Genomic DNA, 25,489 nt, shown 5'->3' on the forward strand with positions numbered 1-25,489 from the left:
CCGGCGGTGGACGCCGCCGCGAGGCGCGGCGCTGCCCGACTAGGATCGGGCACCATGACCCACATCCTCTCGGCCGTGGCGTGGCCGTATGCCAACGGGCCGCGCCACATCGGCCACGTCGCAGGTTTCGGTGTCCCGTCGGACGTCTTCAGCCGGCACATGCGGATGGCGGGTCACGACGTCCTCATGGTCTCGGGCACCGACGAGCACGGCACGCCGATCCTCGTCCAGGCCGACAAGGAGGGCGTGAGCCCGCAGGAGCTCGCGGACCGGTACAACCGGGTCATCGTCGAGGACCTGCACCAGCTCGGCCTGTCGTACGACCTGTTCACGCGGACCACGACGCGCAACCACTACGCCGTCGTGCAGGAGATGTTCCGCACGGTCCACAAGAACGGGTACATGGTCGAGCAGACGACCATGGGCGCGATCTCGCCGTCGACGGGCCGCACGCTGCCCGACCGCTACATCGAGGGCACGTGCCCCATCTGCGGCTACGACGGCGCGCGCGGCGACCAGTGCGACAACTGCGGCAACCAGCTCGACGCGATCGACCTGATCAACCCGCACAGCCGCATCAACGGCGAGACGCCGAAGTTCGTCGAGTCGAACCACTTCTTCCTCGACCTGCCCGCGTTCGTCGACGCGCTGGGGGACTGGCTGCGCACGCGCACCGCGTGGCGCCCGAACGTCCTGAAGTTCTCGCTCAACCTGCTCGACGACGTGCGCCCGCGCGCCATGACGCGCGACATCGACTGGGGCATCCCGGTCCCGCTCCCCGGGTGGGAGGAGAACTCGAGCAAGCGCCTGTACGTGTGGTTCGACGCGGTGATCGGGTACCTCTCGGCGTCGATCGAGTGGGCGCGGCGCAGTGGCGACCCGGACGCGTGGCGCGCGTACTGGAACGACCCGGAGGCGCGGTCGTACTACTTCATGGGCAAGGACAACATCACGTTCCACTCCCAGATCTGGCCGGCCGAGCTGCTCGGCTACGACGGCCGGGGGAGCAAGGGCGGGGCGCCGGGGGCCTACGGGAACCTCCAGCTCCCGACGGAGGTCGTGTCGAGCGAGTTCCTCAACGTCGAGGGCCAGAAGTTCTCGTCGTCGCGCGGCGTCGTCATCTACGTGCGCGACATGCTGGCCCGCTACCAGCCGGACGCGTTCCGGTACTACGTGGCGTCGGCCGGGCCGGAGACGCAGGACGTCGACTTCACGTGGGCCGACTTCCAGCGCCGCACGAACGACGAGCTCGTGGCCGGCTGGGGCAACCTCGTGAACCGCACGGCGAACCTCGTGCACAAGAACTTCGGGGCGATCCCGGAGCCGGGGCAGCGCCAGCCGATCGACGAGGGCGTCCTCGCGACGACGACGACCGCGTTCGGGCGCGTGGGCGAGCTCATCGCGACGCACCGTCAGCGCGCGGCTGTCGCCGAGGCCATGAAGACGGTCGGCGAGGTGAACAAGTACGTGTCGGACACCGAGCCGTGGAAGCTCAAGACCGACCCGGACCGGCTCGCGACCGTGCTGCACACCGTGACCCAGGCCGTGAGCGACCTCAACACGATCCTGTCCCCGTTCCTGCCGCACTCGGCGCAGCAGGTGCACGAGGCGTTCGGCGGCACGGGCACGTTCGCCGCCCAGCCGCGCATCGACGAGGTGACCGACCTCGACGACGACTCGCGCCACTACCCGGTCATCACGGGCGACTACCGCGCCGAGGGCCTGGCGACGTGGGAGCCGAAGGCCGTCGTGCCCGGCACCCCGGTCGGCAAGCCGATGCCGGTGTTCACCAAGCTCGACGACTCGATCGTCGAGGAGGAGCTCGACCGCCTGCGCGAGAACGCCTGACGGTGGCCAAGCAGCGCGAGCGCGGCTGGCCGCCGGACCCGGAGCCGCTGCCGGTCCCGGTGGTGGACAACCACACGCACCTCGACTCGATCGCCCACGTCCTCCCCGAGGGCACCCCTGCCCCGACCGTCGCGGACCACCTGGCCCGGGCGGCGGCCGTCGGCGTGGACCGGCTCGTGCAGGTCGGCTGCGACCTGCCGGCGGCGCGGTGGACCGACGCCCTCCTGAGGGAACCGGCGTCTGCCGAGCATGGGGTTGCTGCCCGCCCGGCGGCCGTGACGGGCGACAACCCCATGCTCGGCCCCGGGGTGGGGAAGGTGCTCGGGGCCGTGGCGATCCATCCGAACGAGGCCGTGCTGCACGGTGGGGTGCGGGAGGTCGGCCCGGACGGGCTCGAGCCCGACCCGCGGCCGCACCACGACGTGCCGCTCGACGACGCGGTCGCGGAGATCGCGGCGATCGCGCGCGCGAACGACCGCGTGCGCGCGATCGGCGAGACCGGGATGGACCTGTTCCGGACCGGTGCCCGGGGCGAGGCCGTCCAGCGCGAGGCGTTCCGCGCGCACGTCGCGCTCGCGAAGGAGCTCGGCCTCGCGCTCCAGATCCACGACCGCGACGCCCACGCGCAGGTGCTCGACGTCCTCGCGCGCGACGGCGCCCCCGAGCGGACGGTCTTCCACTGCTACTCGGGCGACGCCGCGATGGCCCGGTTCTGCGCCGAGCAGGGCTGGTACCTGTCCTTCGCGGGCCCGGTGACGTTCCGCGCGAACGACGAGCTGCGGGCCGCGCTGCGCGCCGTCCCGCTCGGGCAGGTCCTCGTCGAGACGGACGCGCCGTACCTCACGCCGCACCCGTACCGCGGGCGGCCCAACGCGCCGTACGTCCTGCCGACGACGGTCCGTACGGTCGCGGAGGTCGTGGACCGACCGCTCGCGGACGTGTGCGAGCGCCTGGCCGCGACCTCCGTCGCGGTCTACGGCTCCTGGTGACGACGAGGCGTCCGGGCGGGCGCACCGCGTCCGGTGCGCGAGGGCTGCGAGGTTTCGCCCCAGGTCACGTTTCGGCTACGGTCGGGTCCGTGCGTCGCGCGCCCCGCGCCGACGACGTCCCGCACCTCGCCCCCGGCGCTCGCCGGCGGGCGTCCTCCCGCAGAAGGGACCGCCCGCGTGCTCGCACCTGACGGAACCGGCCGGCGGCGCGTGCAGCGCCTCGCGGCCCAGGGCCTCGTCGTCGCGAGCCTCGTCGGGGTCACCGGCGCGTTCGCCACGCTCCACAAGGACGTCACGCTCGACGTGGACGGCGAGCTGCACCAGGTCTCCGCGTACGGGCGCACGGTCGCCGCGGTGCTCGACTACCAGGGCGTCGCGGTCGGCGAGCAGGACCTCGTCGAGCCCGCGCTCGCCGACCCGGCGCGCGACGGCGGCACGATCGTCGTGCGCACGAGCCACGACGTCACGGTCGAGATCGACGGCCAGGTGCAGACGATCCCGACGACGGCCCGCACCGTGGGCGAGCTGCTCACCTACCTCGGCCCGCGCGCCGAGGGCGCCGTGACCGAGGTGTCGCGCACGCAGGCCCTCGGGCGCGAGCCGATCCGGGTCTCCACGCTCAAGACGGTCCACGTCGCGGTGGACGGCGCCGTCATGCCCATCACGACGGCCGAGCCCACGGTGCGCGGGGTCCTCGCGACCGCGGGCATCGTGCTGGCCGAGGGCGACGGCACGTCCGCGCCGCTCGACGCCGCGGCGGTGGACGGGATGCTCGTGCTCGTGAGCCGCGCGGCGGCCACGGCGGACACGGTCACGGAGGTCCTGCCGTTCGAGACGGAGGAGCGCGAGGACCCGACGCTCCCGCAGGGGCACCGCGTCGTCGTGCAGTCCGGTCGCGTCGGCGAGGCGGTCACGACCTACTCGGTGCAGACGCTCGGCGGGGCCGAGGTGTCGCGCACGGTCCTCACGCGCACGGTCACGACGGAGCCGCGGAACGAGGTCATCAAGGTCGGGACGATGGACGTCTCGGTCTCGGTGGACCCGGGCTCGGCGCGCGCCGTCGGCCGCTCCCTCGCCGCGCAGCGCGGCTGGGGCGACGACCAGTTCGTGTGCCTCGACAAGCTCTGGACCAAGGAGAGCAACTGGCGCGTCGACGCGGACAACCCGAGCTCGAGCGCGTACGGGATCCCGCAGGCGCTCCCCGGCTCCAAGATGGCGAGCGCGGGCTCCGACTGGCGCACCAACCCGGCGACGCAGATCACGTGGGGCCTCGGGTACATCGAGGGCCGCTACGGCACGCCGTGCTCCGCGTGGTCCCACTCCGTCGCCAAGGGCTGGTACTGACCGCTCCGCAGTCGCGCCGCTACCGCCCGAGCATCTCGAGGTAGTGCGGGTTCTGCATGATCCCGAGGACGTTGCCGAACGGGTCCACGACCGAGGCGGTGACGAAGCCCTCGCCCTGCCCGCGCTCGACGACGCCCTCGTACTCCGTCGCGCCCAGGGCGAGGAGGCGGGCGAACGCGGCCCGCACGTCGTCGACGTGCCAGTTCACGATCGCGCCGCCCGGCGTGCCCGGCTGAGGGCGCGGCGACCACGACCGGGCGATGATGCCCAGCTCGTCCTGCCGGTCGCCGACGCGGAACTCCACGTACCCGCCCGGCACCACGTAGTAGGGCTCGGTCCCGAGCACCTCCGCGTACCACGCGGCCGCGGCCTCGAGGTCGTCGGCCCACAGGTTGAGCGTCGCCATCCCACGCAGCATCGTCGTCTCCTCCGTCGTCGGGCGGTGCCCGGTCCCGTCCTCCCGTCGCCCCCGGCGGGGCCGACACGTCGACCGTAGACCCCGCTGCGGAACGTGCGGTTCCGCATCGTGCGGCACGATGGGGACGTGCTCGACACCTCGGTCCGGCTCCTGCGCCTCCTGGCGCTCCTGCCGGCGCGCGCGTCCTGGTCCGGGCCCGAGCTCGCCGACCGCCTGGGCGTGACGACCCGCACGGTGCGCAACGACGTCGAGCGCCTGCGCCTGCTCGGCTACGAGGTGCGGTCGTCCCCGGGAGCCGCGGGCGGGTACCGGCTGGGCTCGGGGGCGGCGCTGCCGCCGTTGCTGCTGGACGACGAGGAGGCGACCGTCGTGGCGGTCGCGCTGCGCGCCGCGGCCACCGGGTCGATCGCCGGGGTCGAGGAGGTCGCGGCGCGCGCGCTCGTCAAGCTCGACACGGTCCTGCCCGCCCGCCTGCGCGTCCGGGCGGACGCCCTGCGCGCCGCCGTCGCGAGCGCACCCGGCGGTGGTCCCGCCGTCGGGGCGCAGGTGCTGGCCGACGTCGCGGCGGCGGTCGCCGCACGCACGGGGCTGCGCCTCGACTACCGCGCGCACGACGGCACGACGACGTCCCGCGCCGTCGAGCCCCACCGCCTCGTCCACGTGGGGCGCCGCTGGTACCTGCTCGCGTTCGACCTCGACCGGGACGACTGGCGCACCTTCCGCGTGGACCGGCTGACGCTGCGCACGCCCGGCGGCCCGCGGTTCGTCCCGCGCCCCGTGCCGGGCGGCGACGCCGTCGCGCACGTCGTGCGGGGCGTCGGCTCCGCCGCGTGGGCGCGTCCCGTGCGGGTGCGGCTGCACGCCCCGGCGGGCGTCGTGGCGGAGCGGCTCTCCCCGGTCGCGGGCGCCCTCGCAGACGACGGCCCCGACGCGTGCGTGCTCGAGACCGGGGGCACGTCGCTCGCCCAGGTCGCGGGGTTCCTGCTGAGCCTGGACGTGGACGTCACCGTGCTGGACCCGCCCGAGCTCGCGACGGTCCTGGCGCGGCTCGGGGCGCGCGGCGCGCGCGCCGGGCGCGCGCACGGGCACGAGCACGGGGAGGGGGAGGGCGCGTGAGGCGGCGTGCGGAACTCGTGGAGAGCGCACGACATTCACGCCGAAATCCGGACAGAACTCGCCAGCGTATCCCCCCAGGGGTTGGACTTCGATAACAGATCGGTTACGGTCGATCGTCGCTCGCGCGTGAACGGCGTGCTCCGACGGTCCACCCGGACCGGCAGGACGTGCCCGGACCGACGCGAGCGGTGCGCCGTCGACGGGCCCTGGGGAAGGGGTGCCGAGGGTGGCGCCGGCAGCCGGATCGGCCGCTCGAGACCCGTGGTCGCACGTGTGCGCCCGCCGCGGAGGACGTCAGTCCGCCGTGGGCCACGGGTGGTGCCACGCGCCGTCGAGCCTCCGTGCCCGGGACGCACGACGACTGGACCCGAGTGAAGAACCCCTTCCACCGGACCGCTGACGCGGCCGGCGCCCCCGAGGGCGCCGACATCACCCCCGACACCACCGAGACCCTCGCGGAGAGCCCTCAGAGCCCCGCGACCACCACCGCGCACCGTCGCCGCCGCTGGCCGCTCGTCGCCGGCGCGACCACCGTCGTGCTCCTCGCGACCGGTGCCGTCGCCTACGGCCAGGCGCGCAAGACCGTCGAGCTCGACGTCGACGGCCAGATCACCACCGTCACGACCTTCGCCGGCTCGGTCGAGGGCCTGCTCGCCGAGCAGGACGTCGCCGTGGGCGACCGCGACCTCGTCGTTCCCGACGTCGACTCCGCCCTGCGCGGCGGCGGCGACGTCGTCGTGCGCTACGGGCGCGAGGTGCCCGTGCAGGTCGACGGCTCCCAGTCCTCCGTGTGGCTCACGTCGCTCGACGCGGACGAGGCCCTCACGACCCTCGCCTCGCGCGGCAGCGACGTGCGCCTCGTGGCGTCGCGCTCCGGCGAGCGCGCCTCCCTCCCGATCCGCCTCGACGCGGACGGCCCCGTGAACGTCGTCGTCGACGGCGAGACCAAGGTCGCCCCCGACGGCAGCATCGGCATCGACGCGATCCTCGACCAGCAGGGCGTCCAGCTCGGCGAGCTCGACCGCGTCCACGTCGAGAAGACCGAGCAGGTCGAGGCGGCCCAGGCCGCCGCGGCCCCGGCCGAGGAGGCGCCCGCCGCCGACGCGGCCGCCACCGAGGAGCCGGCCGCCGTCGCGACGTCCGAGGACACCGAGGCCGCGGCGGACGCCGCGCCCGTCTCGCTCGTCGTGCAGCGCGTCAAGGTCGAGGAGGTGGCCACCGACGCGGCCGTCCCGTTCGAGACGGTCACCGAGGAGGACGCCGACCGCTTCAAGGACCTCGACCCGGTCGTCAAGCAGGAGGGCGCCGAGGGCATCCACACGACGGTGCACCGCGTCACGACGGTCGACGGCGTGGAGGAGTCCCGCGAGCTCGTCTCCGAGGGCGTCACGACGCCGCCGGTGAACAAGATCCTCGTGCAGGGCACCAAGGAGCGCCCCAAGCCGGAGCCCAAGCCGGCGGCGCCGCAGCGCTCGTCGTCCTCGTCGTCGGGCGGCGGCTCCTCGTCGGGCGGTTCGTCCGCCCCGGCGCCCGCCCCGGCCGCCGACCTCGGGTCGGCCCCGGCAGGGGTCTGGTCCGCGCTCGCGCAGTGCGAGTCCGGCGGCAACCCCGCGACGAACACCGGTAACGGCTACTACGGCCTCTACCAGTTCTCGCTCCCCACGTGGCGGGCGATGGGCGGCTCCGGCCTCCCGTCGGAGGCCTCGGCGGCCGAGCAGACGCAGCGTGCCCAGGCGCTCCAGGCCCGTTCGGGCTGGGGCCAGTGGCCCGCGTGCGCGCGCAAGCTCGGGCTCCTCTGAGCCTGTACGGCACGCACCCGGCCGCCTGAGGGCGGACCGGTGGACGACGACGAAGGGCGGGGCGCACGGCGTCCCGCCCTTCGTCGTCCCCGGCGAGGGCCCGTCGGCGCCGGGTCGGTAGGCTTGCGTCCCATGAGCGATACCCGAGGCGCCCTGCTGGGTCCGGCCGAGATCCGTGACCTGGCGGGGCGTCTCGGCGTCCGCCCCACCAAGACCCTCGGCCAGAACTTCGTGCACGACGGCGGCACCGTCCGCAAGATCGTGCGCGCGGCGGACGTCCGCCCCGGCGAGCGCGTCGTCGAGGTCGGGCCCGGGCTCGGCTCGCTGACCCTCGGGCTGCTCGAGGCGGGCGCGAGCGTCGTCGCGGTCGAGATTGACCCCGTCCTCGCGCGGCAGCTCCCGGACACGGTCGCGACGCACGTGCCCGACGTCGGCGACCGGCTCGAGGTCGTGGGCGCCGACGCGCTCGAGGTCACGTCGCTGCCCGGCGAGCCGCCCACCGCGCTCGTCGCGAACCTCCCGTACAACGTCGCGGTGCCCGTGCTGCTCACGTTCCTCGAGCGCTTCGACTCGCTCGAGCGCGTGCTCGTCATGGTGCAGGCGGAGGTCGCGGACCGGCTCGCCGCGCCCCCCGGGTCGCGCACGTACGGCGTGCCGTCGGTCAAGGCCGCCTGGTACGCCGACGCGCGGCGCGCGGGCACGATCGGGCGCTCCGTGTTCTGGCCCGTCCCCAACGTCGACTCGGCCCTCGTCGCGCTCGACCGCCGCGAGCCGCCTGCCACCGCCGCGACCCGCGAGCAGGTCTTCGCCGTCGTGGACGCCGCGTTCGCGCAGCGCCGCAAGATGCTGCGCTCGGCGCTGTCCGGTCTGGCGGGCTCGGCGAGCGTCGCGGCCGAGGTGCTGGAGGCCGCGGACGTCGACCCGCAGGCGCGCGGCGAGGTGCTCGACGTCGCGGCCTTCGCGCGCGTCGCCGAGCAGCTCGTCCGCCGCGTCGGCCTCGCCGACCGTCCGGCGCGCGGCGCCGCCCCCGCCGCGGAGCGACCCACCGGCCGACCTGGCACAGTGGACGCGTGACACCCCCGCGCCCGCCGAGCATCTCCCTCGCGCCGCCCCCGTCCGTCCGCGTGCGCGCGCCCGGCAAGGTCAACCTCTCGCTGCGCGTCGGGGCGGTGCAGGACGACGGCTACCACCCGCTCGTGACGATCTTCCAGGCCGTCGGGCTCAGCGAGGACGTCGTCGCGCACCAGGTGCCGCCGGGCTCCGGGGTCTCGCTCAGCGTCTCGGGCCTCCAGGCGGACGCCGTGCCGACCGACGAGACGAACCTCGCGTGGCGCGCCGCCGTCGCGCTCGCGGAGCACGTGGGGCTCGACCCGGACGTGCGGCTGGAGATCCACAAGGAGGTCCCCGTCGCGGGCGGCATGGCCGGCGGGTCGGCCGACGCCGCCGCCGCGCTCGTCGCGTGCGACGCGCTGTGGGACGCGGGCGTGCCGCGCGCCGAGCTCGTCCGCCTCGCCGCGGGGCTCGGGGCCGACGTCGCGTTCGGGCTCGTCGGGCACACCGCCGTCGGGACGGGGCGCGGCGACGTGCTCACCCCCGCGATGACGCGCGGGGAGTTCCACTGGGTGTTCGCGGTCCAGGCCGAGGGCCTGTCGACCGCGCAGGTCTACCGCACCTTCGACGAGACCGTGGGCGGGCCCGCCGAGCTGGACCTCGCGGAGGACACCGCGCTCATGCAGGCCCTGCGCGCGGGCGACGCCGTCGGGCTCGGGCAGGTGCTGCGCAACGACCTCCAGGGCCCGGCGCTCGCGCTGCGGCCCGAGCTCCAGCGGACGATCGACGTCGCGACGGAGGCCGGCGCGCTCGGCGCGATCGTGTCCGGCTCCGGCCCGACCGTCGCCGCGCTGGCCCGCAGCCGCCAGCACGCGCTCGCGATCGCGGCCTCGTGGACGGCGAACGACGCGTGCGACACCGTGTGGTGCACCACGGCCCCCGCGGCGGGCGCGCGCGTCGTCGCGCACTGACCACCCGGCCGGCAGCGGGCGCGCCCCCGAGGGGCGTGCGCGTAGGCTCGCCGACATGGTGGGGGAACGGCTCGGACTGCTCAGCCTGCGGCTCGACGCCGCGTACTGCCTCGTGCTCGGCGTCGTGGTCGCCGCCCTCGCGCCGTCGTGGGCACCCGCGCTGCGGGTGCCGGTACCGGTCCTCGCGGGGCTCGGGGTGGCGGTCGTGGTGTGGGCGGGTGCCGTCGTCTGGATGACCGCGCGGCTGCCGCTGCGCGCCGCCCTGCGGACGGTCATGGTCGCGAACGTCGTGGCCGCCGCTGCCGTCGCCGCGTTCTCGGCGACGACGGCGGGCGTCCTCGTGCTGCTCGCGGTCCTCGCGGTCGCGGCGGACGTCGGGCTGTTCGCCGGCTCCCAGGCGGTCGCGCTGCGCCGGTTGCGCGCCGCGCCGGGCGGCGCGACCTCGCGGTCGCGCGGCCCGGCGGTCTAGCGTCGAGCAGCCAGGCGGTCTAGCGGTCGAGCAGCCAGGCGGTCTAGCGGTCGCGCAGCCAGGCGAGCTGACGGGCGAAGCGGTAGCCCTGGCCGCCCTCGTGCTCGTTGTAGCGGTAGACGTCGATCGCGCGCTCGGCGCCGGGCGCCGCCCCGGCGGCCGCGCCCCAGCCGTTGTACGCCGCGTAGACGGTGGACGGCGGGCAGACCTGGTCCATGAGCGCGACGGAGAACAGCGCCGGCGCGGTGGCGCGACGGCCGAGCACCGCCCCGTCGAGGTAGGACAGCGTGCGGAACACGGTCTCCTCCGCGTCGCGGTGGACGGCGAGGTAGCGCGTGAGCTCGCGGTACGGGTCGCGGTCCGTGATCTCGACGGCGCGGCGGTAGTGGCACAGGAACGGGACGTCGGGGAGGGCCGCGACGAGCCCGTCGGCGAGGCCCGCGACGGCGATGGCGATGCCGCCGCCCTGGCTCACGCCGTGCACGGCGACGCGCTCGGGGTCGACGCCGGGCACCGAGCGCACGGCGTCGACCGCGCGCACGCCGTCGGTGAAGACGCGGCGGTAGTAGTGGTCGTGCGGGTCCTCGATGCCGCGCGTGAGGACGCCCGGGACGGCGGGCCCCGACCCGGCCGGGTCGGGCGTGCCGCCGCCGCTGCCCCACTGGCTGCCCTGCCCGCGCGTGTCGACGACGAGGTGCGCGTACCCGGCGTTCGCCCATGCGAGGTGCTCGTGGGGCAGCCCGCGACCGCCGCCGTAGCCGAGGAACTCGACGACCGCGGGCAGCGGGGCGCCGTCGCCGGCCGTGGCGGCACGGGCAGCCTCGGCGGGCCGCACGAGCCACGCCTTGACGGGCTGGCCGGCGAACCCGGGGAACGTCACGTCGTCGACCACGACCAGGTCGAGGCCGGTCTCCACGCGCTCCAGCCGCACCGACCGAGCCAGGTCCCCGCCCGCCTTGCGCGACTCCGCGAGGGTCCGCGCCCAGAAGGCGTCCAGGTCGGCAGGCTCGTCGAGCGCGGGGGCGTAGGTCTCGAGCTCGGCGAGGGGCAGGTCGAAGAGCGGCACGGGGCGATCCTCCGGTCAATACGTCTGATGTCCGACGTTCAGGTGCGGTCGGGACGACTCTAGCGTCGCGGCCCGGCGCACCGTGAGCACGCTAATAATGCGCATCATCCCTTTGACCTGCCCCGCGCCCCTCCGGCGACACTGCCACCAGCCCACGTCTCCACGTGGCGCCCGGCGGCGACGACGCCGCCGGCGAGGAACCGACGGAGGTCCCCTGTGAGAACCCGAGCAGCAGCACCACGCCGCAGACCGCGCGCCGTGGCGACGGCGGTCGCCACCCTGACGGCGGTCCTCGCCGCCGGGGCGGTCGTCCCCGCGACGGCCCTCGCCGCGGGACCGCCGCCCGCGGCCACGGCCGCCACCACGACCGGGGTGACGACCGGAGCGACGACCGACGGACCGTCCGCGTCCGACCTGCCCGTGTTCGAGTACCGCGGCGTGGTCACCGACAAGGAGTCGATGATCTACAACCCGACGGACGAGTTCATCTTCCCGAGCGTCTTCCACGCGGGCGCGTACCTCGACGACCCGCTGGGGGAGTGGTACCTCTACTACGCCCCGCACGACTCCCCGGGCGGCATCTCGGTCATGTACGCCGACTCGCTCGAGGGCCCGTGGACGGAGTACGCGCACAACCCGATCGTCGCGGACGAGTGGCTGCCGTTCTACGAGCGCGTCTCGCACGTCTCGTCGCCCGACGTCCTGTGGGACGACGCGACGGACCAGGTGCTCCTGTACTTCCACGGCGAGAACTCCACGACGCGCTGGGCGACGTCGCCCGACGGGCTCGCGTTCGACGACTCGGGCGTCGCCCTGACGAACGCCGACGGCGGCGCGGGGACCACGGAGACGTCGTACGCGCGCGTCGTCGAGCACCCGGACCCGTCGTCCGGCTACCGGTTCGCCATGACGTACATGCAGAACCGGACCGACAACATCCGGCGGATCAAGCTGGCCGAGTCGGTCGACGGCAAGACCTGGGTCGTGCGGCCGGACCCGCTCGTCGTGCCCGACGCCGCGACCGGCACCAACGTGTCCGGCGGCAACCTGTGGGAGTGGGACGGTCAGCTGTACGTGATCTACCACGGCTCCACGGGCATCACGTTCGCCCGCACGCTCGACCCGACGATGACGCAGGTCGGCCCGCGGTGGGAGCTGCACCGCGCGAGCGGAGTGGGCGACGACACGGGCCGGGTCGCAGCCCCGGAGATCGTCACCGACGGCGACGAGACGTACCTCTTCTACGAGTCCGGCGACCGCCTGGGCGCGACGATCGCGTGGGCGCAGCGCGACCCCGACGCCGTGCGGCCCCCCGAGCCGGGCCAGGACCCCGACCCGCTGCGCGAGCGGTGCAGCGGCGCGGCGTCCGACGAGTTCGACGGCACGACGCTCGACCCGGCGCGCTGGACCGTGGTCCGGCCGGGGACGGCCCGGCACGAGCTCGTGGACGGCGCGCTGCGCGTCCCGGCGTACCCGACCGGCGTCGCGGGCGCCGCGCTGCCGCTCCAGGCCGTGCCCGCCGGGCCGTGGGAGGTCACGACGGCCGTCTCCGTGTCCCCGACGGAGCGGTTCCAGCAGGGCGGCCTCCTGCTGTACCGCGACGACGCGAACTACGCGAAGCTCGACCTGGTGCACGGGTCGCTCGGCCCGCGGGTCGAGTTCATCTGGCGCCAGAACGGCACGGACCGCAACACCGGCTTCGACTCGGTCGTCCCGCCGGCGGGCCTCGGCGACACCTTCTGGCTGCGCCTGACGAGCGACGGGACCGCCGTGCAGGCGTCGGTGTCGGTCGACGGCGTCGAGTTCGCGCCGTGGGGTCGCACGGTGGACGTGGCGGCGCTCCGGGCGACGGGCGTCGGTCCGTTCGCGATGCGCGGCTCGGCGACGCCGCCGGAGATCGTCGCGTCGTTCGACTGGTTCCGCTGGACGCCGACCGCCCAGGAGGCGGCGGCGTGCGACGACGACGAGCCCGTCGTCGAGGTCGAGGCCGTCACGCGGTGCCTCGCGGGCCGCGCGTACGTGGCCGTGACGGCGCGCCCCGCGGGCGACGACGCGACGACGGTCCGGCTCGCGACGCCGTTCGGCGAGCGCACCGTGGCCGACGTCGCGCCCGGGCGCAGCGCGTACCAGTCGTTCGCGACGCGGGCCACGACGGTCGCGGCGGGGGTGGCGACGGTCGAGGTCGTCGGGACGGACGGCGTCGGGCAGGGGACGACGACCGCGCCGTACGGCGCGCTGACCTGCGGGTAGCGCGCCGCGCGAGCAGGGGGGCGACGGGCCCGGGGACGCACCACGGTGCGGCCCCGGGCCCGTCGTGCGTCCCGCGCCGCACGCCCGGCCACGGCGACGACCGGGGCATTATGCGGATCACCCGGCGCCCGCCCACCCGCGGAGCCGCGCGGGTCCCGGCGTAATAATGCGTATTACCTCGTTGACCGGCCGGGCCCGGCCTGGCGAGACTCCTTCCACGTCATCGACGACGTGATCGAGGAGGATCCATGCCGAGGCACCGCATCACCCAGGCCGACGTCGCCGCCATGGCGGGCGTCAGCCAGGCGACGGTCTCGTTCGTGCTGAACGACTCCACGCCCGCGGGGGTGCGGATCAGCGAGGAGACGCGCCAGCGCGTGCTCGACGCGATCCGGATCACGGGCTACTCGGCGAACCCCGTCGCGCAGCGTCTCGCGGGCGGGCGCAACCAGATCCTCGGCGTCTTCACCTACGAGGCGACGTTCCCGCGCTCCGGTCGCGACTTCTACGGGCCGTTCCTCGTCGGGATCGAGCACGCGGCCGAGAAGCTCGGCATCGACATCCTGCTGTTCACGAGCGCGCGCGTCGTCGACGGGCGCCGCCGCCTCACGCGCGACGGCTGGCAGCGCCTCGGGATCGCCGACGGCTGCCTGCTGCTCGGCCAGCACGAGGACCGCGGCGAGCTCCAGCACCTGCTCGACACGAACTACCCCTTCGTCTTCATCGGCAAGCGCGGCAGCGACGGCGGACGCCTGCCCTACGTCGGCGCCGACTACGTCGCGGCGACCGCGCGCCAGGTCGAGCGGCTCGTCGAGCTCGGCCACGAGCGCATCGGGTACGTCGGGCCCCGCGGCACCGACCAGCCGACGCTCGACCGCGTCGACGCCTATCGCGCCACGATGAAGGCGCACGGCCTGACCGTCCGGTTCGTCGAGCTGGACGACGTGCCCGCGACGGCGGCCGAGATCGTCGACCAGCGGCTCACCGCCGTCGTCGTGGCACCCGAGAACTCCCCGGAGGAGCTCGTCGACGAGCTCGAGGACCGGGGCGTGCGCGTGCCGGCGGACGTCTCCGTGCTCCTGCTCGGCCAGCCGCACCACGGGCGCCCGGGCGGGCGCCGCTGGTCGGGCTTCTCCATCCCGCGCGAGGAGATGGGCGCGCGCGCCCTCGTGCTGCTGTCCCGCCTCGTCGCGGCCGAGTCCGGCTCGGGCCGCTCGGACCGCCGGGCGTCGCGCGCCGTCGCCGTCCCGGAGGACGAGCTCCACCAGCTCCTCGAGTGCGTGGACGTCGACGGCGAGACCGTCGCCGCGCCGTCGGGCGTCGTCGCGCCCGCCTGACCGACCTCAGACCGCACCACCGAGCACCAGAGAAACGGAAACCCCAGCGTGACCCATGCAGACCTCCAGGCAGACGTCCTCGTCGTCGGCGGCGGGCTCGGCGGCGTGGCCGCCGCGCTCGCGGCGGCGGAGCGCGGCGCCCGCGTCGTCCTCACCGAGGAGCACCCGTGGATCGGCGGCCAGCTCACGTCCCAGGCGGTACCGCCGGACGAGAGCCCGTGGGTCGAGCGGTTCGGCGTGACCGCGCGCTACCGCGCGCTGCGCGACGGCATCCGCGACGTCTACCGCCGCTCGTACCCGCTCACCGACGCCGCGCGCACGTGGGACGCCCTCAACCCCGGCGCGGGCTGGGTCTCCAAGCTGTGCCACGAGCCGCGCGTCGCGGTGGGCGTGCTCGAGGAGATGCTCGCCCCGTGGCGGTCCGCGGGCCGCATCCGCCTGCTCGAGCGCGTGCGCCCGACGGCGGCCACCACCGACGGCGACCGCGTCACCTCCGTGACGCTCACCCCGGTCACCGCCGACGCCGCGGGCGCGGCCGTGACGGTGCACGCGGCGTTCGTCGTCGACGCGACCGAGACGGGCGAGCTCCTGCCGCTGACGGGCACCGAGTACGTCACCGGGTTCGAGTCGAACCGCGAGACCGGGGAACCGAGCGCGCCGGACGAGGCGCAGCCCGACAACGTGCAGGCCCTCAGCGTGTGCTTCGCCGTCGAGCACGTGGACGGCGACCACACGATCGACCGCCCCGAGCGCTACGACTTCTGGAGCACGTACACCCCCGGCCCGTGGAACGGGCGCCGGATGCTGTCGTGGGAGGCGCCCAACCCGCGCACGCTCGCGATGGACGTGCGGTCGTTCACCCCGAACCCGGGCGACGACCCGCGCGCCGTCGACGCCGACCAGTCGAAGAACCCCGGCGACGGCAACCTCTGGACGTTCCGGCGCATCGCGGCCCGCGACCTCTTCGCGCCGGGCCACTACGCGAGCGACCTGTGCCTCGTGAACTGGCCGAGCATCGACTACTTCCTGGCGCCCGTGCTCGACGTGCCGCGCGACGTGGAGGAGGCCCGGATCGCCGACGCCCGGCAGCTCAGCCTCTCGATGCTCTACTGGATGCAGACCGAGGCGCCCCGCGCCGACGGCGGGACCGGCTTCCCGGGCCTGCGCCTGCGGCCCGACGTCATGGGCTCGGCCGACGGCCTCGCCCAGGCGGCCTACCACCGCGAGTCCCGCCGCCTGCGCGCCGTGACGACGGTGACGGAGAACGACGTCTCGTACGCCGTGCGCGGCGACCGCGGCGCGACGCGCTACGACGACTCGGTCGGCGTCGGCATGTACCGGATCGACCTGCACCCCTCGACGGGCGGCGACACGTACATCGACGTGGCGTCGACGCCGTTCGAGATCCCGCTCGGGGCCCTGCTGCCGCAGCGCGTGACCAACCTGCTCGCCGCCAACAAGAACATCGGCACGACGCACATCACCAACGGCTGCTACCGCCTGCACCCGGTCGAGTGGAACGTCGGCGAGGCCGCCGGCCACCTCGCGGCCCACTGCCTCGCGACCGGCCGCACGCCGCACGCCGTCCAGTCGAAGGCCGACCTCCTCGCCGACTACCAGGACGAGCTCGTCCGGGCGGGCGTCGAGCTGCGCTGGCCCGCCGAGGCCCACCCCTACTGACCCGGGCTCCCCGCGCCCGGCACCCCCGCCCACCCTCAGTCCGAAGGAGAACTGATGAACCCCCTCACCCCACGGTCGGCCCCTCGGTCCGCCCCGCGCCGCCGCCTCGTCGGCGCACCCCTGGCCGCCGGCGGCGTCGCGCTCGCCCTCGTCCTCACCGCGTGCTCCGGCGGCGGCGACGACGTCGCGGGCGAGCCGAGCACCCCGAGCGAGCCGGTCGAGCTGCGCATGACCGTCTGGACGGCCGACGAGACGCAGCTCGCGCAGTTCCAGGAGATCGCCGACGCGTACGTCGCGGAGAACCCCGACCTCGTGTCCGGCGTGACGTTCGAGACCATCCCGTTCGAGGACTACACGACGTCCCTCACGACGCAGCTCGCGGGCGGCAACGCGCCGGACCTCGCGTGGATCCTCGAGAGCTACGCGCCCGAGTTCGTGGCGAGCGGCGCGCTCGTCGACGTCGGCCCGAAGCTGCAGGAGACCGAGGGGTACGCGTACGACGACCTGCTCGACTCGTCGCTCGCGCTGTGGGAGAAGGACGGCGGCCTCTACGCCTACCCGTTCTCCAACTCGCCGTTCGCGCTGTTCGTCAACACCGACCAGGTCGCCGCGGCGGGCCAGCCGAACCCGGCCGACCTCGTCGCGTCGGGCGACTGGACCTACGACCAGGTCCGCGAGATCGCGGCGGCGGCCGCCGCGACGTCGGGCAAGCAGGGCCTCGTGGTGCGCGACTTCGACTACAAGGTCTGGGAGAACCTGTCGACGATCTGGGACGGCTGGGACGCGACGCCGTGGAGCGAGGACGGCACGCAGTGCACGTTCACCGACCCCGAGATGGTCGACGCGCTCACGTGGATCCACGACGCGACGTTCGTCGACAAGGCGCTGCCCGGTCCCGGCACGACGGCCGACTTCTTCGCGGGCGACTCCGCCATGACGATCACGCAGATCAGCCGCGCGTCGTCGCTCGACGACTCGTTCGGGTGGGACGTCGTGCCGCTCCCGGCGGGCCCGGCGGGCCAGCAGAACGTCATCGGCCAGGCCGGCATCGGCGTCTTCGCGGCCGGGGAGCACCCCGACGTCGCGGCCGACTTCCTCGCGTGGTTCACCAACCCGGAGAACGCCGAGACGCTCGCCGCGTACTTCCCGCCGCCGCGCGAGTCGCTGCTCACCGCCGAGACGCTCGGGGCCGCCAACCCGAAGCTCAGCGAGGAGCAGCTCCAGGCGGTCGTCGTCGACGGCATCCAGGGCGCCGTGACGAAGCCGTCGCACCAGAACTTCGCCAAGCTGCAGGACACGGTGCGCGCCCAGCTCGACGCGCTGTGGACCGCCGACGCGGACGTCGAGGGCGTCCTCGCCGACACGTGCGCGGCGATCCAGCCCCTGCTCGGGGACTGAGCGTGGCGTCCTCCGCACTCGCACGACGGGACGCGGCCGTGGGCTACACCATGGTCGCGCCCGCCGTGCTCGGCGCGCTCGCGTTCGTCGTCGCGCCGCTGGTCGCCGTCGTCTGGTACTCGCTGCACGAGTGGAACGTCCTCGCGAACACGTTCACGTTCGCGGGCGGGGACAACTACGAGCGGATGCTCGCCGACCCCGGGCTGCGGGACTCGCTCCTCGCGAGCCTGTGGTTCTCCGTCGGGCTCGTCGTGCTCAACATCTCGCTCGCGCTCGTCCTCGCGGTGCTGCTCAACCAGCGGCTCCCCGGCACGACGACGTTCCGCACGTTCTTCTTCTCGCCCGTCGTCGTGTCCCTCGTGGCGTGGACGATCGTGTGGAGCTTCCTGCTCCAGGCGGACGGCGGCATCAACGGGTTCCTGTCGCTGCTCGGCGTCGACGGCCCGAACTGGCTGCGCGGGGAGACGACGGCGATGCTCTCGGTGATCGTCGTGCAGGTCTTCAAGAACGTGGGCCTCAACATGATCCTGTTCCTCGCGGCCCTGCAGGGGGTGCCCGAGGAGATCCAGGAGGCCGCGCGCATCGACGGCGCGGGCGCGTGGCGCCGGTTCCGGTCGATCACGCTCCCGCTCATCAGCCCGACCGTCCTGCTGGTCTCGATCCTCACGATCGTGGGCTCGCTCGAGGTGTTCGCGCAGATCGCCGTGCTCACGGGCGGGGGGCCGGGGAACTCGACCACCGTGCTCGTCTACTACCTGTACCAGCAGGCGTTCCGGTTCAACGACTTCGGCTACGCGAGCGCGATCTCCGTCCTGCTGTTCGTCATCGTCCTCGTCCTGACACTCGTGCAGTGGCAGACGCGCAAGAGGTGGGTCTTCCATGAAGTCTGACGTGATGCCCGGCCCGGCCACGCTCCCGGGCGCGGACGACGGCCCGGCCCGGCCCGCGGCGTCGGGCACGGGCGGCGCCGACGGCGCGGCGACCCGCGGCGGGCGGCCCGCGCGCCGCACGGGGAGCGCGCGCACGCGCCGCCGCTGGGGGCGCGCGGCGCTCGTGGCGCTCCTCGTGGTGCTCAGCGTGCCGTTCGTCTTCCCGACGTGGTGGATGGCGACGTCGAGCCTCAAGCCGATGAGCGAGATCCTGCGGGCCGTGCCGACGCTCTGGCCCCAGGACCCGTCGTTCGCGGCCTACGGCGAGGTGTTCCGGCTGCAGCCGTTCGCGCAGCAGTACTGGAACAGCCTCTACATCGCCGTGGTCGTGACGGTCGGGACGATCCTCGTGGCCTCGATGGCCGGGTACGCGTTCGCGCGCATCCGGTTCCCCGGGGCGAACGCGCTGTTCCTGCTCGTGCTCGTCGGGCTGCTCGTGCCGTCGGAGGTGACGATCGTCCCGCTGTTCCGGATGGTCAACTCGCTCGGGCTCATCGACACGCACTGGCCGCTCGTGGTCATCCCGATCCTCGGGGCGCCGAGCGTCCTCGCGACGTTCATCATGCGCCAGTTCTTCCTCGGGCTCCCCGGCGAGCTCGAGGAGGCGGGGCGCATGGACGGCCTCGGGCGGTGGGGGATCTTCTGGCGGATCGCGTTCCCGCTGTCGCGCTCGGCGATCTCGGCCGTCGCGATCTTCACGTTCCTCAAGTCGTGGAACCTGTACCTCGAGCCGATCGTGTACCTGTCCAGCAAGGACCGGTTCACGCTCCCGCAGGCGCTCACGCAGTACGTCGACGCCTACGGCGGCCCGATGTGGAACGTCCAGCTCGCCGCGACGACGCTCACGGTGCTGCCGGTCCTCGCGGTGTTCCTCGTCGCGCAGAAGCAGTTCGTCCAGGGCCTGGCGCACACGGGACTGAAGTAGGAGAGGCCGCCGATCAGCCCTGCTCGGGGTACTCGGTGCGGGTGCGCGACCCTCCGACCGAGACGCTCCCGCCGCCGACCACGGGCAGCGGCGTCCCGGCGGAGAACCCGGCACCCTGCTCCTTCACGACCGTCCCGCCGGGGGGCGTCGTGATGAGCGAGCTCGGCGGGTTGGGCACGACGTTGCCGCTCGCGTCGTACGTGATCGCGTACACGCCGGGCCCGCCGAGGTCCGTGCTGCCCGGGACGATCCCCGTGCCCTCGATGCCTGCGCCGGCGTCGCCGCGGACGTAGACCGTCGTGGTGCCCGTGTTGTTGTCCACTCGGGTGCCGACCAGGCCCTCGACCTCGACCTCGGCCCTGCCTCCGGCGAGCGGGACGACCGCACCCCCGGCGGACCCGGTCGCGTAGGCGCCCGCCTCGACGATCGTGGCGTCGGGCCTCGGCGGCACGTACGACCCGAGCTCCGGCCCCATGTAGTGCATCGTCTGGCGCTGCTGGTAAGCGAGGAAGGCGTCGACCTCCTCCTGGCTCGCGAAGGTGTACTCGCTCCCGACGTTCAGCACCGCCCCGCCCGAGGCGCCCGCCTGCGCGCCGAGGTTGACGCCGTGCTCGTTCACGTGCCCCTCGACGTAGGGGGTCGGGGTGCCCTCTCCGACCCCCAGGCTGCCCCCGGCGAGCTGGGTGACCCGGAACGTCCCGTCGGAGAGCTCGTCGATGCGGTACTCGAACCCGGCGCTCCCTTCCCCCGGGCCGGCCCCGATGCCCTGCTCGTACGTCACGTGCTCCGTCGCGACGATCGTCGGCGGCTCCTGCTGCTCGGTCATCGGCGGCAGGTCGGGCAGGGTGCGATCGCCCGGCAGACCAGGGATCCCGCCGCCACCGCCGCCGCCGCCAGCACCGCCGCCACTGCTCCCGCCGCCGTCGACGGCGCTCGCGCTGTCCTGTTGCTCGGCCTGCACGCGGAGCTTCTGCGCGCCGTCGTCGAGCAGGGTCGACGCCGCTCGCAGCGCCGCCTGCATCTCGCCGTGCCACCGTGCCCGCAGCGCCTCGGCGTCCGGACCTGCCCACGGGGTCGACGTGACGGCGGCGCGCAGCGCCGAGGTCGTCGCCTCGAGCTTCGCGGACTCGCCCTGGAACGTGTCGGCGAGCCCGCGCAGCGCGGCGACGTCGGCACCGTAGAAGGACATGGTGAACCTCTGCTGGCAGGGGGACGGTTGTCACGGTCACCCTTCGTCATGGCGCGGCCCGGCGCAAGGGGGAGGAGTCCCCATCGGGCCGAGACGCGCGGTCGGGCTGAGCGCCCGGCGCCCTGCACGAGGACGCCGCCGAGGTCGCTACGCTCGACGGTGTGGCTCATCTCCTCGGCGCCGACGGCATCTCGCTGACCGTCGGCACCCGCACCCTGCTCGACGACGTCTCGCTCGGCCTCGACGACGGCGACCGCGTCGGCATCGTCGGCCCCAACGGGGCCGGCAAGACGACGCTCCTGCGCCTCCTCGCGGGCACGCAGCAGCCCGACGGCGGCCGTGTCACCCGCGTGGGCGGCCTGCGGGTGGGCCTGCTCGACCAGCGCGACGACGTGGGCACCGGCGCGACGATCCGCGACCTCGTGCACGGCGACGCCGCGACCCACGCCTGGGCGTCGGACGCGAGCATCCGCACCGTCCACGCGGGGCTGCTGGGCGACCTCGACCTCGACGCCCCGGCGGACACGCTGTCCGGCGGGCAGCGTCGCCGCGTCGCGCTCGCGGCGCTCCTCGTCGCCGACCACGACGTGCTGTTCCTCGACGAGCCCACGAACCACCTCGACGTCGAGGGCGTCGCGTGGCTCGCCGCGCACCTGGGCGACCGCTTCGCCCGCCCGGGCGCGAAGGGCGCCCTCGTGGTCGTCACGCACGACCGCTGGTTCCTCGATGCCGTGTGCTCGCGCATGTGGGAGGTGCGCGGCGACGGCTCGGGCCAGGTCGAGGGCTACGAGGGCGGGTACGCCGCGTACGTGCTCGCGCGCGCCGAGCGCCAGCGCACCGCGGCCGTCGCGGCGGAGAAGCGCGACAACCTGCTGCGCAAGGAGCTCGCGTGGCTCCGGCGGGGCGCGCCCGCGCGCACGTCCAAGCCCAAGTTCCGGCTCGACGCCGCCGCCGCGCTCATCGCCGACGTCCCGCCGCCGCGCGACACGCTCGAGCTCACGCGCACCGCGACGAAGCGCCTCGGCAAGGACGTGCTCGACCTCGAGGACGTGACGGTCGCGGTGCCGCGTCAGGACGGCCAGGGCGAGCGCGTGCTGCTCGACGACGTCACGTGGCGCCTGGGGCCCGGCGACCGGTACGGGGTCGTCGGGGTCAACGGTGCCGGCAAGACGACGCTCCTCGCGCTCCTCGCCGGGCGGCGCGAGCCCGACTCCGGGCGGGTCAAGCGCGGCAAGACCGTCCACGTCGCGGAGCTGTCGCAGGACGTCGGCGAGCTCGACGACATCGCCGGCGCGCGCGTGATCCAGGTGATCGAGGACGAGAAGCGCTCGGTCGTCGTCGACGGCAAGGAGCTCTCCGCGTCCCAGCTCGTCGAGCGGCTCGGCTTCACGCGCGAGCGGTCGCAGACGCTCGTGCGCGACCTCTCGGGCGGCGAGCGGCGGCGCCTGCAGCTCCTGCGCCTGCTCGTCGCCGAGCCCAACGTGCTTCTGCTCGACGAGCCGACGAACGACCTCGACACCGACACGCTCGCCGCGCTCGAGGACCTGCTCGACGGCTGGCCCGGCACGCTCATCGTCGTCTCGCACGACCGCTACCTGCTGGAGCGCGTCGCGGACCGCCAGGTCGCGCTGCTCGGCGACGGCCAGGTGCGCGACCTGCCGGGCGGCGTCGAGCAGTACCTCGAGCTGCGGCGCGCGGCGCTCGCGGGCGCGGGCGCGGCGTCGACCGGGTTCGCGCCCACGGGCGGCGCCGACGCGACACCGGACGCGGGGCCGGCCGTGGCGGCCCCGGGCCCGAGCGCGGCCGAGGTGCGGGCGGCGAAGAAGGAGATCAACCGCATCGAGCGGCGCCTGAGCAAGATCGCGGAGGCCGAGGGCCGGCTGCACGAGAAGATCGCGGCGAACGCGACCGACTTCGCGGCGGTCGCGGAGCTCGACGCCGAGCTGCGCACCCTCGCGGCGGAGAAGGACGAGCTCGAGGCGGCGTGGCTCGAGGCGGCCGAGGTCGCCGGGTGACGGCCGACCGGATGCGCGTCGCGGTGTCCGCGCGCGGCGTCGAGGTCGACGACGGGCAGGGCGGCGTCCTCGCGCCGTGGGCGGACGTGCGCCGCGTCACCGCGTTCGCGCTCGGTGCCCCGGGCGGCACCGCCCGGTACGTGTCGTTCGACCTCGTGAACGGGCACAGCGTCGAGGTGGACGACGCCGCCCCGGAGTGGGACGACGTGCTCGCCGCCCTGCCCGGGCGGGTCGAGCTCGCGGTCGACGACCCGCTCGTCGCGCTCGGCGCGCTCGCGCCGGGCGAGCGGCTCGTCCTCGCGGGACCCGTGCGGACTCGCTGACCGCGCGGGGACCCGGGTCCGGACTCCCGGGCGCGGCGCCGGGGCCCAGCCGGGCGCGGGTGTGCGGCTCAGCGCCGCAGGAAGCCCATGCGGTCGTCGGGGTCGACGCGCTCGAGGATGGCGCCCGCGATGGCGTCCAGCTGCTCGACCTGCTCGTCGGTGAGCGCGTCGATCACGTGGTCGCGCACCGTCCCGACGTGCCCGGGCGCGGTCGCGACGACCTTCTCCCAGCCGGCGTCGGTGAGGTGCGCGTTCGTCGCGCGGCGGTCCTCGGGGCACGGCACGCGCTCGACGAGGCCACGCTTCTCGAGGCGTGCGACGACGTGGGAGAGCCGGGGGAGCGTGGCGTTGGTGGCGCCCGCGAGGTCGGTCATGCGCAGCGTGCGCCGCGGCGCCTCGGAGAGCATCGCGAGCACGTAGTACTCGAAGTGGCTGAGGTCGGCGTCGCGCCGGAGCTGGGAGTCGAGGACGCCCGGCAGCAGCTCCACGACCGCCACGAGCCGCTTCCACGCGTCGAGCTGCTGGTCGTCGAGCCAGCGGGGTTCCGTCGTCATCGTGCCTCCTCCGGTGCGGCGATCCGCATAGTTGACGGTACAACTTTAGCGGCGTACGGTGTTAGTTGTAGCAACAACTAATAGCCGACCGTCGGGCCGGCGGAGGAAGGGAAGCCACCATGAGCAGCATCACCATCATCGGCGCCGGGAACATGGGCTCGGCCATCGCCGGTCTCGCGCTCGCCGCGGGCAGCCAGGTGCAGGTCCTGACCCGTGAGGCCACCGAGGTCGACCCGCGCGTCACGGCGGGCACCGTCGGCGACGAGATCACCGGCGACGTCGTCGTGCTCGCGCTCCCGTACGGGGCGCTCGACGACGTCCTCGGCGCCTACGAGGGCCGCCTCGACGGCAAGGTCCTCGTCGACATCACCAACCCGCTCGACTTCGCGACGTTCGACTCCCTCGTCGTGCCCGACGGCTCGTCGGCCGCGGCGCAGATCCAGGAGCGCGTCCCGGGCGCGCGCGTCCTCAAGGCGTTCAACACGAACTTCGCGGCGACGCTCGCCACCGGCCAGGTCGGGCCGCTCGTGACGACGGTCCTCGTCGCGGGCGACGACGCCGACGCGAAGGCCGCCCTCGCGGGCGCCGTGTCCGGGGTCCGCGTCGTCGACGCCGGCTCGCTGAAGCGCGCGCACGAGCTCGAGGCTCTCGGTTTCCTGCAGCTCACGCTCGCGGCGGGGGAGAAGACCTCCTGGACGACGGGCTTCGCGCTCGCCGAGTGACCCCGCCCGCTCACGCACGACGGCGGCCGGCCACCCCTGGGGGTGGCCGGCCGCCGTCGTGCGTGGTGCGTCAGCCGCGCGCCTTCTCGACGGCCGCGCGGGCCGCCTCGTGCTCCGCCTTCTGGGCGTCCCGCAGGGCCTTCTCCAGCTCGCGCACCTTCTTCTGCGCCTCGCGCACGCGCCGCTCCGCGTCGCGCCGCCGGAGCGTCGCCTTCTTGACCCGCGCGTCCTTGACGTGCACCGCGACCTCGACGGGCGCGACGGCGTCCCGCGGGTCCGTCGCCGGTGCGGGTTCCGTGACCGTGGTGGGCTGCCGCCCGGGCGCGCGGCCCGCGCCGGGCGCCCCGGCGGCCCGCGCGTCGACGTAGACGGCGATCCCGTCGAGCACCCGCTCCAGGCCCCACGCGGTGTCGTCGATCTCGCCCTCGCCCGCGTACGTGCCGGCCTCGACGAGCGGGCGCAGGTAGGGGAACCGCACCTCGTCCACGAGCCCGCGCAGCGCGTCGGCCCACGCGCCGCCCTGGACCGCCTCGTCGCCCCCGGCCGCCGCGACGGCGCGCGCGAGGTCGGTCTGCAGCCGCGCCGCGTTCCGGGCGTACCCGCTGACGAGGAGGATGACGGACATCTTCTCCTCGTCGTCGAGCGGCGTGGACCGCAGCGCGCGCAGCCCGGCGTCCGCGCCGCGCAGGTTGTTCGGCGTGAGCGGCGCGCCGGTCACGGGGATGTCGAGGAACCACGGGTGCGACGCGAACACCGCCATCGTGAACTGCGCCCACTCGCGCAGCTCGGTGCGCCAGTCGGCGGGCTCGTGCGCGGGCGGGTACTCGACGTCGAGCGCGGCCTCCTGCATGAGGAGCAGCAGGTCGTCCTTGCTCGTGACGTACCGGTAGAGCGACATCGTCGTGAAGCCGAGGCTCTGCGCGACCTTCGCCATGGACACGGCCCCGAGCCCGTCGGCGTCGGCGAGCTCGATGGCCGCGTCGACGATCCGCTCGATGCTCAGCTCGCGCTTGGGCGCGCGCTCGGGGCGTTCGGCCACGCCCCACGCGAGCGCGAGCCGGGGCGGGAGGTCGGGTGCGTCCGTCATGGCTTCATCC

General features: G+C 74.6%; 22 protein-coding genes. 17 read left to right on the forward strand and 5 right to left on the reverse strand.

Annotation, left to right across the window (positions count from 1 at the left end; translation table 11 throughout):
- Window positions 1-54: 54 nt before the first annotated feature.
- The 3 genes from metG to E1O70_RS15745 all read left to right on the forward strand — a co-directional run bounded on the left by metG (window position 55) and on the right by E1O70_RS15745 (window position 4,181).
- The gene (gene metG, locus E1O70_RS15735; protein ID WP_061268075.1) at window positions 55-1,848 is read left to right on the forward strand and encodes a methionine--tRNA ligase; all 1,794 of its coding nucleotides are present in this window, start codon (window positions 55-57) and stop codon (window positions 1,846-1,848) included.
- Between the two features lie 2 nt (window positions 1,849-1,850).
- Window positions 1,851-2,837, forward strand: coding sequence for a TatD family hydrolase (locus E1O70_RS15740; protein ID WP_061268076.1), 987 nt, complete (start codon window positions 1,851-1,853; stop codon window positions 2,835-2,837).
- Window positions 2,838-3,014: 177 nt separating this feature from the next.
- Window positions 3,015-4,181 carry an aggregation-promoting factor C-terminal-like domain-containing protein gene (locus E1O70_RS15745; protein ID WP_031316670.1) on the forward strand — a complete coding sequence of 389 codons (1,167 nt, stop codon included), beginning with the start codon at window positions 3,015-3,017 and terminating at the stop codon, window positions 4,179-4,181.
- Between the two features lie 19 nt (window positions 4,182-4,200).
- Here E1O70_RS15745 and E1O70_RS15750 read toward each other — a convergent pair whose 3' ends face one another.
- A complete protein-coding gene (locus E1O70_RS15750; protein ID WP_031316669.1) occupies window positions 4,201-4,599 on the reverse strand; it encodes a VOC family protein in 399 nt (132 codons plus the stop codon).
- 126 nt (window positions 4,600-4,725) lie between these two features.
- On the opposite strand from E1O70_RS15750, the gene E1O70_RS15755 reads away from it, so the two are divergent.
- The 5 genes from E1O70_RS15755 to E1O70_RS15775 all read left to right on the forward strand — a co-directional run bounded on the left by E1O70_RS15755 (window position 4,726) and on the right by E1O70_RS15775 (window position 10,004).
- Window positions 4,726-5,715, forward strand: coding sequence for a helix-turn-helix transcriptional regulator (locus E1O70_RS15755; RefSeq protein ID WP_061268097.1), 990 nt, complete (start codon window positions 4,726-4,728; stop codon window positions 5,713-5,715).
- Between the two features lie 341 nt (window positions 5,716-6,056).
- Window positions 6,057-7,514, forward strand: a complete 1,458-nt coding sequence (locus E1O70_RS20615) for a resuscitation-promoting factor (RefSeq protein WP_276321422.1) — start codon at window positions 6,057-6,059, stop codon at window positions 7,512-7,514.
- Between the two features lie 132 nt (window positions 7,515-7,646).
- The gene (gene rsmA, locus E1O70_RS15765) at window positions 7,647-8,588 is read left to right on the forward strand and encodes a 16S rRNA (adenine(1518)-N(6)/adenine(1519)-N(6))-dimethyltransferase RsmA (RefSeq protein ID WP_061268077.1); all 942 of its coding nucleotides are present in this window, start codon (window positions 7,647-7,649) and stop codon (window positions 8,586-8,588) included.
- Complete coding sequence (locus tag E1O70_RS15770) at window positions 8,585-9,535, forward strand: 4-(cytidine 5'-diphospho)-2-C-methyl-D-erythritol kinase (RefSeq protein WP_081600140.1); 951 nt, start codon at window positions 8,585-8,587, stop codon at window positions 9,533-9,535. Before rsmA ends, E1O70_RS15770 begins: the two co-directional genes overlap by 4 nt.
- A gap of 55 nt (window positions 9,536-9,590) precedes the next feature.
- Window positions 9,591-10,004, forward strand: coding sequence for a hypothetical protein (locus tag E1O70_RS15775; protein WP_061268078.1), 414 nt, complete (start codon window positions 9,591-9,593; stop codon window positions 10,002-10,004).
- A gap of 43 nt (window positions 10,005-10,047) precedes the next feature.
- Here the strand turns inward: E1O70_RS15775 and E1O70_RS15780 are convergent, their stop codons facing one another.
- On the reverse strand, window positions 10,048-11,070 hold the full coding sequence (locus E1O70_RS15780; protein WP_061268079.1) for an acetylxylan esterase: 1,023 nt from the start codon (window positions 11,068-11,070) through the stop codon (window positions 10,048-10,050).
- Between the two features lie 258 nt (window positions 11,071-11,328).
- Between E1O70_RS15780 and E1O70_RS15785 the strand changes: the two genes are divergently transcribed.
- The 6 genes from E1O70_RS15785 to E1O70_RS15810 all read left to right on the forward strand — a co-directional run bounded on the left by E1O70_RS15785 (window position 11,329) and on the right by E1O70_RS15810 (window position 19,589).
- Window positions 11,329-13,320, forward strand: coding sequence for a beta-xylosidase family glycoside hydrolase (locus E1O70_RS15785; protein ID WP_061268080.1), 1,992 nt, complete (start codon window positions 11,329-11,331; stop codon window positions 13,318-13,320).
- A gap of 248 nt (window positions 13,321-13,568) precedes the next feature.
- Window positions 13,569-14,657 carry a LacI family DNA-binding transcriptional regulator gene (locus E1O70_RS15790; protein ID WP_061268081.1) on the forward strand — a complete coding sequence of 363 codons (1,089 nt, stop codon included), beginning with the start codon at window positions 13,569-13,571 and terminating at the stop codon, window positions 14,655-14,657.
- Window positions 14,658-14,705: 48 nt separating this feature from the next.
- Window positions 14,706-16,337, forward strand: a complete 1,632-nt coding sequence (locus E1O70_RS15795) for an FAD-dependent oxidoreductase (protein WP_061268082.1) — start codon at window positions 14,706-14,708, stop codon at window positions 16,335-16,337.
- 54 nt (window positions 16,338-16,391) lie between these two features.
- A complete protein-coding gene (locus E1O70_RS15800; protein WP_061268083.1) occupies window positions 16,392-17,735 on the forward strand; it encodes an ABC transporter substrate-binding protein in 1,344 nt (447 codons plus the stop codon).
- Between the two features lie 2 nt (window positions 17,736-17,737).
- The gene (locus E1O70_RS15805; protein ID WP_228485059.1) at window positions 17,738-18,625 is read left to right on the forward strand and encodes a carbohydrate ABC transporter permease; all 888 of its coding nucleotides are present in this window, start codon (window positions 17,738-17,740) and stop codon (window positions 18,623-18,625) included.
- On the forward strand, window positions 18,615-19,589 hold the full coding sequence (locus E1O70_RS15810; RefSeq protein ID WP_232322724.1) for a carbohydrate ABC transporter permease: 975 nt from the start codon (window positions 18,615-18,617) through the stop codon (window positions 19,587-19,589). The genes E1O70_RS15805 and E1O70_RS15810 overlap by 11 nt, the downstream gene beginning before the upstream one ends.
- Before the next feature lie 13 nt (window positions 19,590-19,602).
- On the opposite strand, the gene E1O70_RS15815 is transcribed toward E1O70_RS15810, so the two are convergent.
- Complete coding sequence (locus E1O70_RS15815; protein WP_061268711.1) at window positions 19,603-20,778, reverse strand: WXG100 family type VII secretion target; 1,176 nt, start codon at window positions 20,776-20,778, stop codon at window positions 19,603-19,605.
- A 161-nt stretch (window positions 20,779-20,939) separates the two neighbouring features.
- Here E1O70_RS15815 and E1O70_RS15820 point away from each other — a divergent pair, with 161 nt between their 5' ends.
- Together E1O70_RS15820 and E1O70_RS15825 are read left to right on the forward strand one after the other, a co-directional pair.
- Window positions 20,940-22,793, forward strand: coding sequence for an ABC-F family ATP-binding cassette domain-containing protein (locus tag E1O70_RS15820; protein ID WP_061268710.1), 1,854 nt, complete (start codon window positions 20,940-20,942; stop codon window positions 22,791-22,793).
- Window positions 22,790-23,116, forward strand: coding sequence for a hypothetical protein (locus tag E1O70_RS15825; RefSeq protein WP_034654213.1), 327 nt, complete (start codon window positions 22,790-22,792; stop codon window positions 23,114-23,116). The genes E1O70_RS15820 and E1O70_RS15825 overlap by 4 nt, the downstream gene beginning before the upstream one ends.
- 68 nt (window positions 23,117-23,184) lie before the next feature.
- Here E1O70_RS15825 and E1O70_RS15830 read toward each other — a convergent pair whose 3' ends face one another.
- On the reverse strand, window positions 23,185-23,670 hold the full coding sequence (locus E1O70_RS15830) for a MarR family winged helix-turn-helix transcriptional regulator (RefSeq protein ID WP_021483746.1): 486 nt from the start codon (window positions 23,668-23,670) through the stop codon (window positions 23,185-23,187).
- A gap of 119 nt (window positions 23,671-23,789) precedes the next feature.
- Between E1O70_RS15830 and E1O70_RS15835 the strand changes: the two genes are divergently transcribed.
- Complete coding sequence (locus E1O70_RS15835) at window positions 23,790-24,392, forward strand: NADPH-dependent F420 reductase (RefSeq protein ID WP_128957434.1); 603 nt, start codon at window positions 23,790-23,792, stop codon at window positions 24,390-24,392.
- A 70-nt stretch (window positions 24,393-24,462) separates the two neighbouring features.
- Here the strand turns inward: E1O70_RS15835 and E1O70_RS15840 are convergent, their stop codons facing one another.
- Entirely contained in the window at window positions 24,463-25,479 is a 1,017-nt protein-coding gene (locus tag E1O70_RS15840) for a TetR/AcrR family transcriptional regulator (RefSeq protein ID WP_128957435.1), read from the reverse strand.
- Window positions 25,480-25,489: the final 10 nt, after the last annotated feature.

Source organism: Cellulosimicrobium funkei, assembly GCF_004519295.1.
In the GTDB taxonomy this organism is placed as follows: Bacteria; Actinomycetota; Actinomycetes; order Actinomycetales; family Cellulomonadaceae; genus Cellulosimicrobium; species Cellulosimicrobium funkei.

Bases quoted from the DNA above. Each gene is read 5' to 3' on its own strand.
- metG (WP_061268075.1), top strand. From the start codon at position 55: ATGACCCACATCCTCTCGGCCGTGGCGTGGCCGTATGCCAACGGGCCG.
- E1O70_RS15750 (WP_031316669.1), bottom strand. From the start codon at position 4,599: ATGCTGCGTGGGATGGCGACGCTCAACCTGTGGGCCGACGACCTCGAG.
- rsmA (WP_061268077.1), top strand. From the start codon at position 7,647: ATGAGCGATACCCGAGGCGCCCTGCTGGGTCCGGCCGAGATCCGTGAC.
- E1O70_RS15775 (WP_061268078.1), top strand. From the start codon at position 9,591: ATGGTGGGGGAACGGCTCGGACTGCTCAGCCTGCGGCTCGACGCCGCG.
- E1O70_RS15790 (WP_061268081.1), top strand. From the start codon at position 13,569: ATGCCGAGGCACCGCATCACCCAGGCCGACGTCGCCGCCATGGCGGGC.
- E1O70_RS15800 (WP_061268083.1), top strand. From the start codon at position 16,392: ATGAACCCCCTCACCCCACGGTCGGCCCCTCGGTCCGCCCCGCGCCGC.
- E1O70_RS15810 (WP_232322724.1), top strand. From the start codon at position 18,615: ATGAAGTCTGACGTGATGCCCGGCCCGGCCACGCTCCCGGGCGCGGAC.
- E1O70_RS15815 (WP_061268711.1), bottom strand. From the start codon at position 20,778: ATGTCCTTCTACGGTGCCGACGTCGCCGCGCTGCGCGGGCTCGCCGAC.
- E1O70_RS15830 (WP_021483746.1), bottom strand. From the start codon at position 23,670: ATGACGACGGAACCCCGCTGGCTCGACGACCAGCAGCTCGACGCGTGG.
- E1O70_RS15835 (WP_128957434.1), top strand. From the start codon at position 23,790: ATGAGCAGCATCACCATCATCGGCGCCGGGAACATGGGCTCGGCCATC.
- E1O70_RS15840 (WP_128957435.1), bottom strand. From the start codon at position 25,479: ATGACGGACGCACCCGACCTCCCGCCCCGGCTCGCGCTCGCGTGGGGC.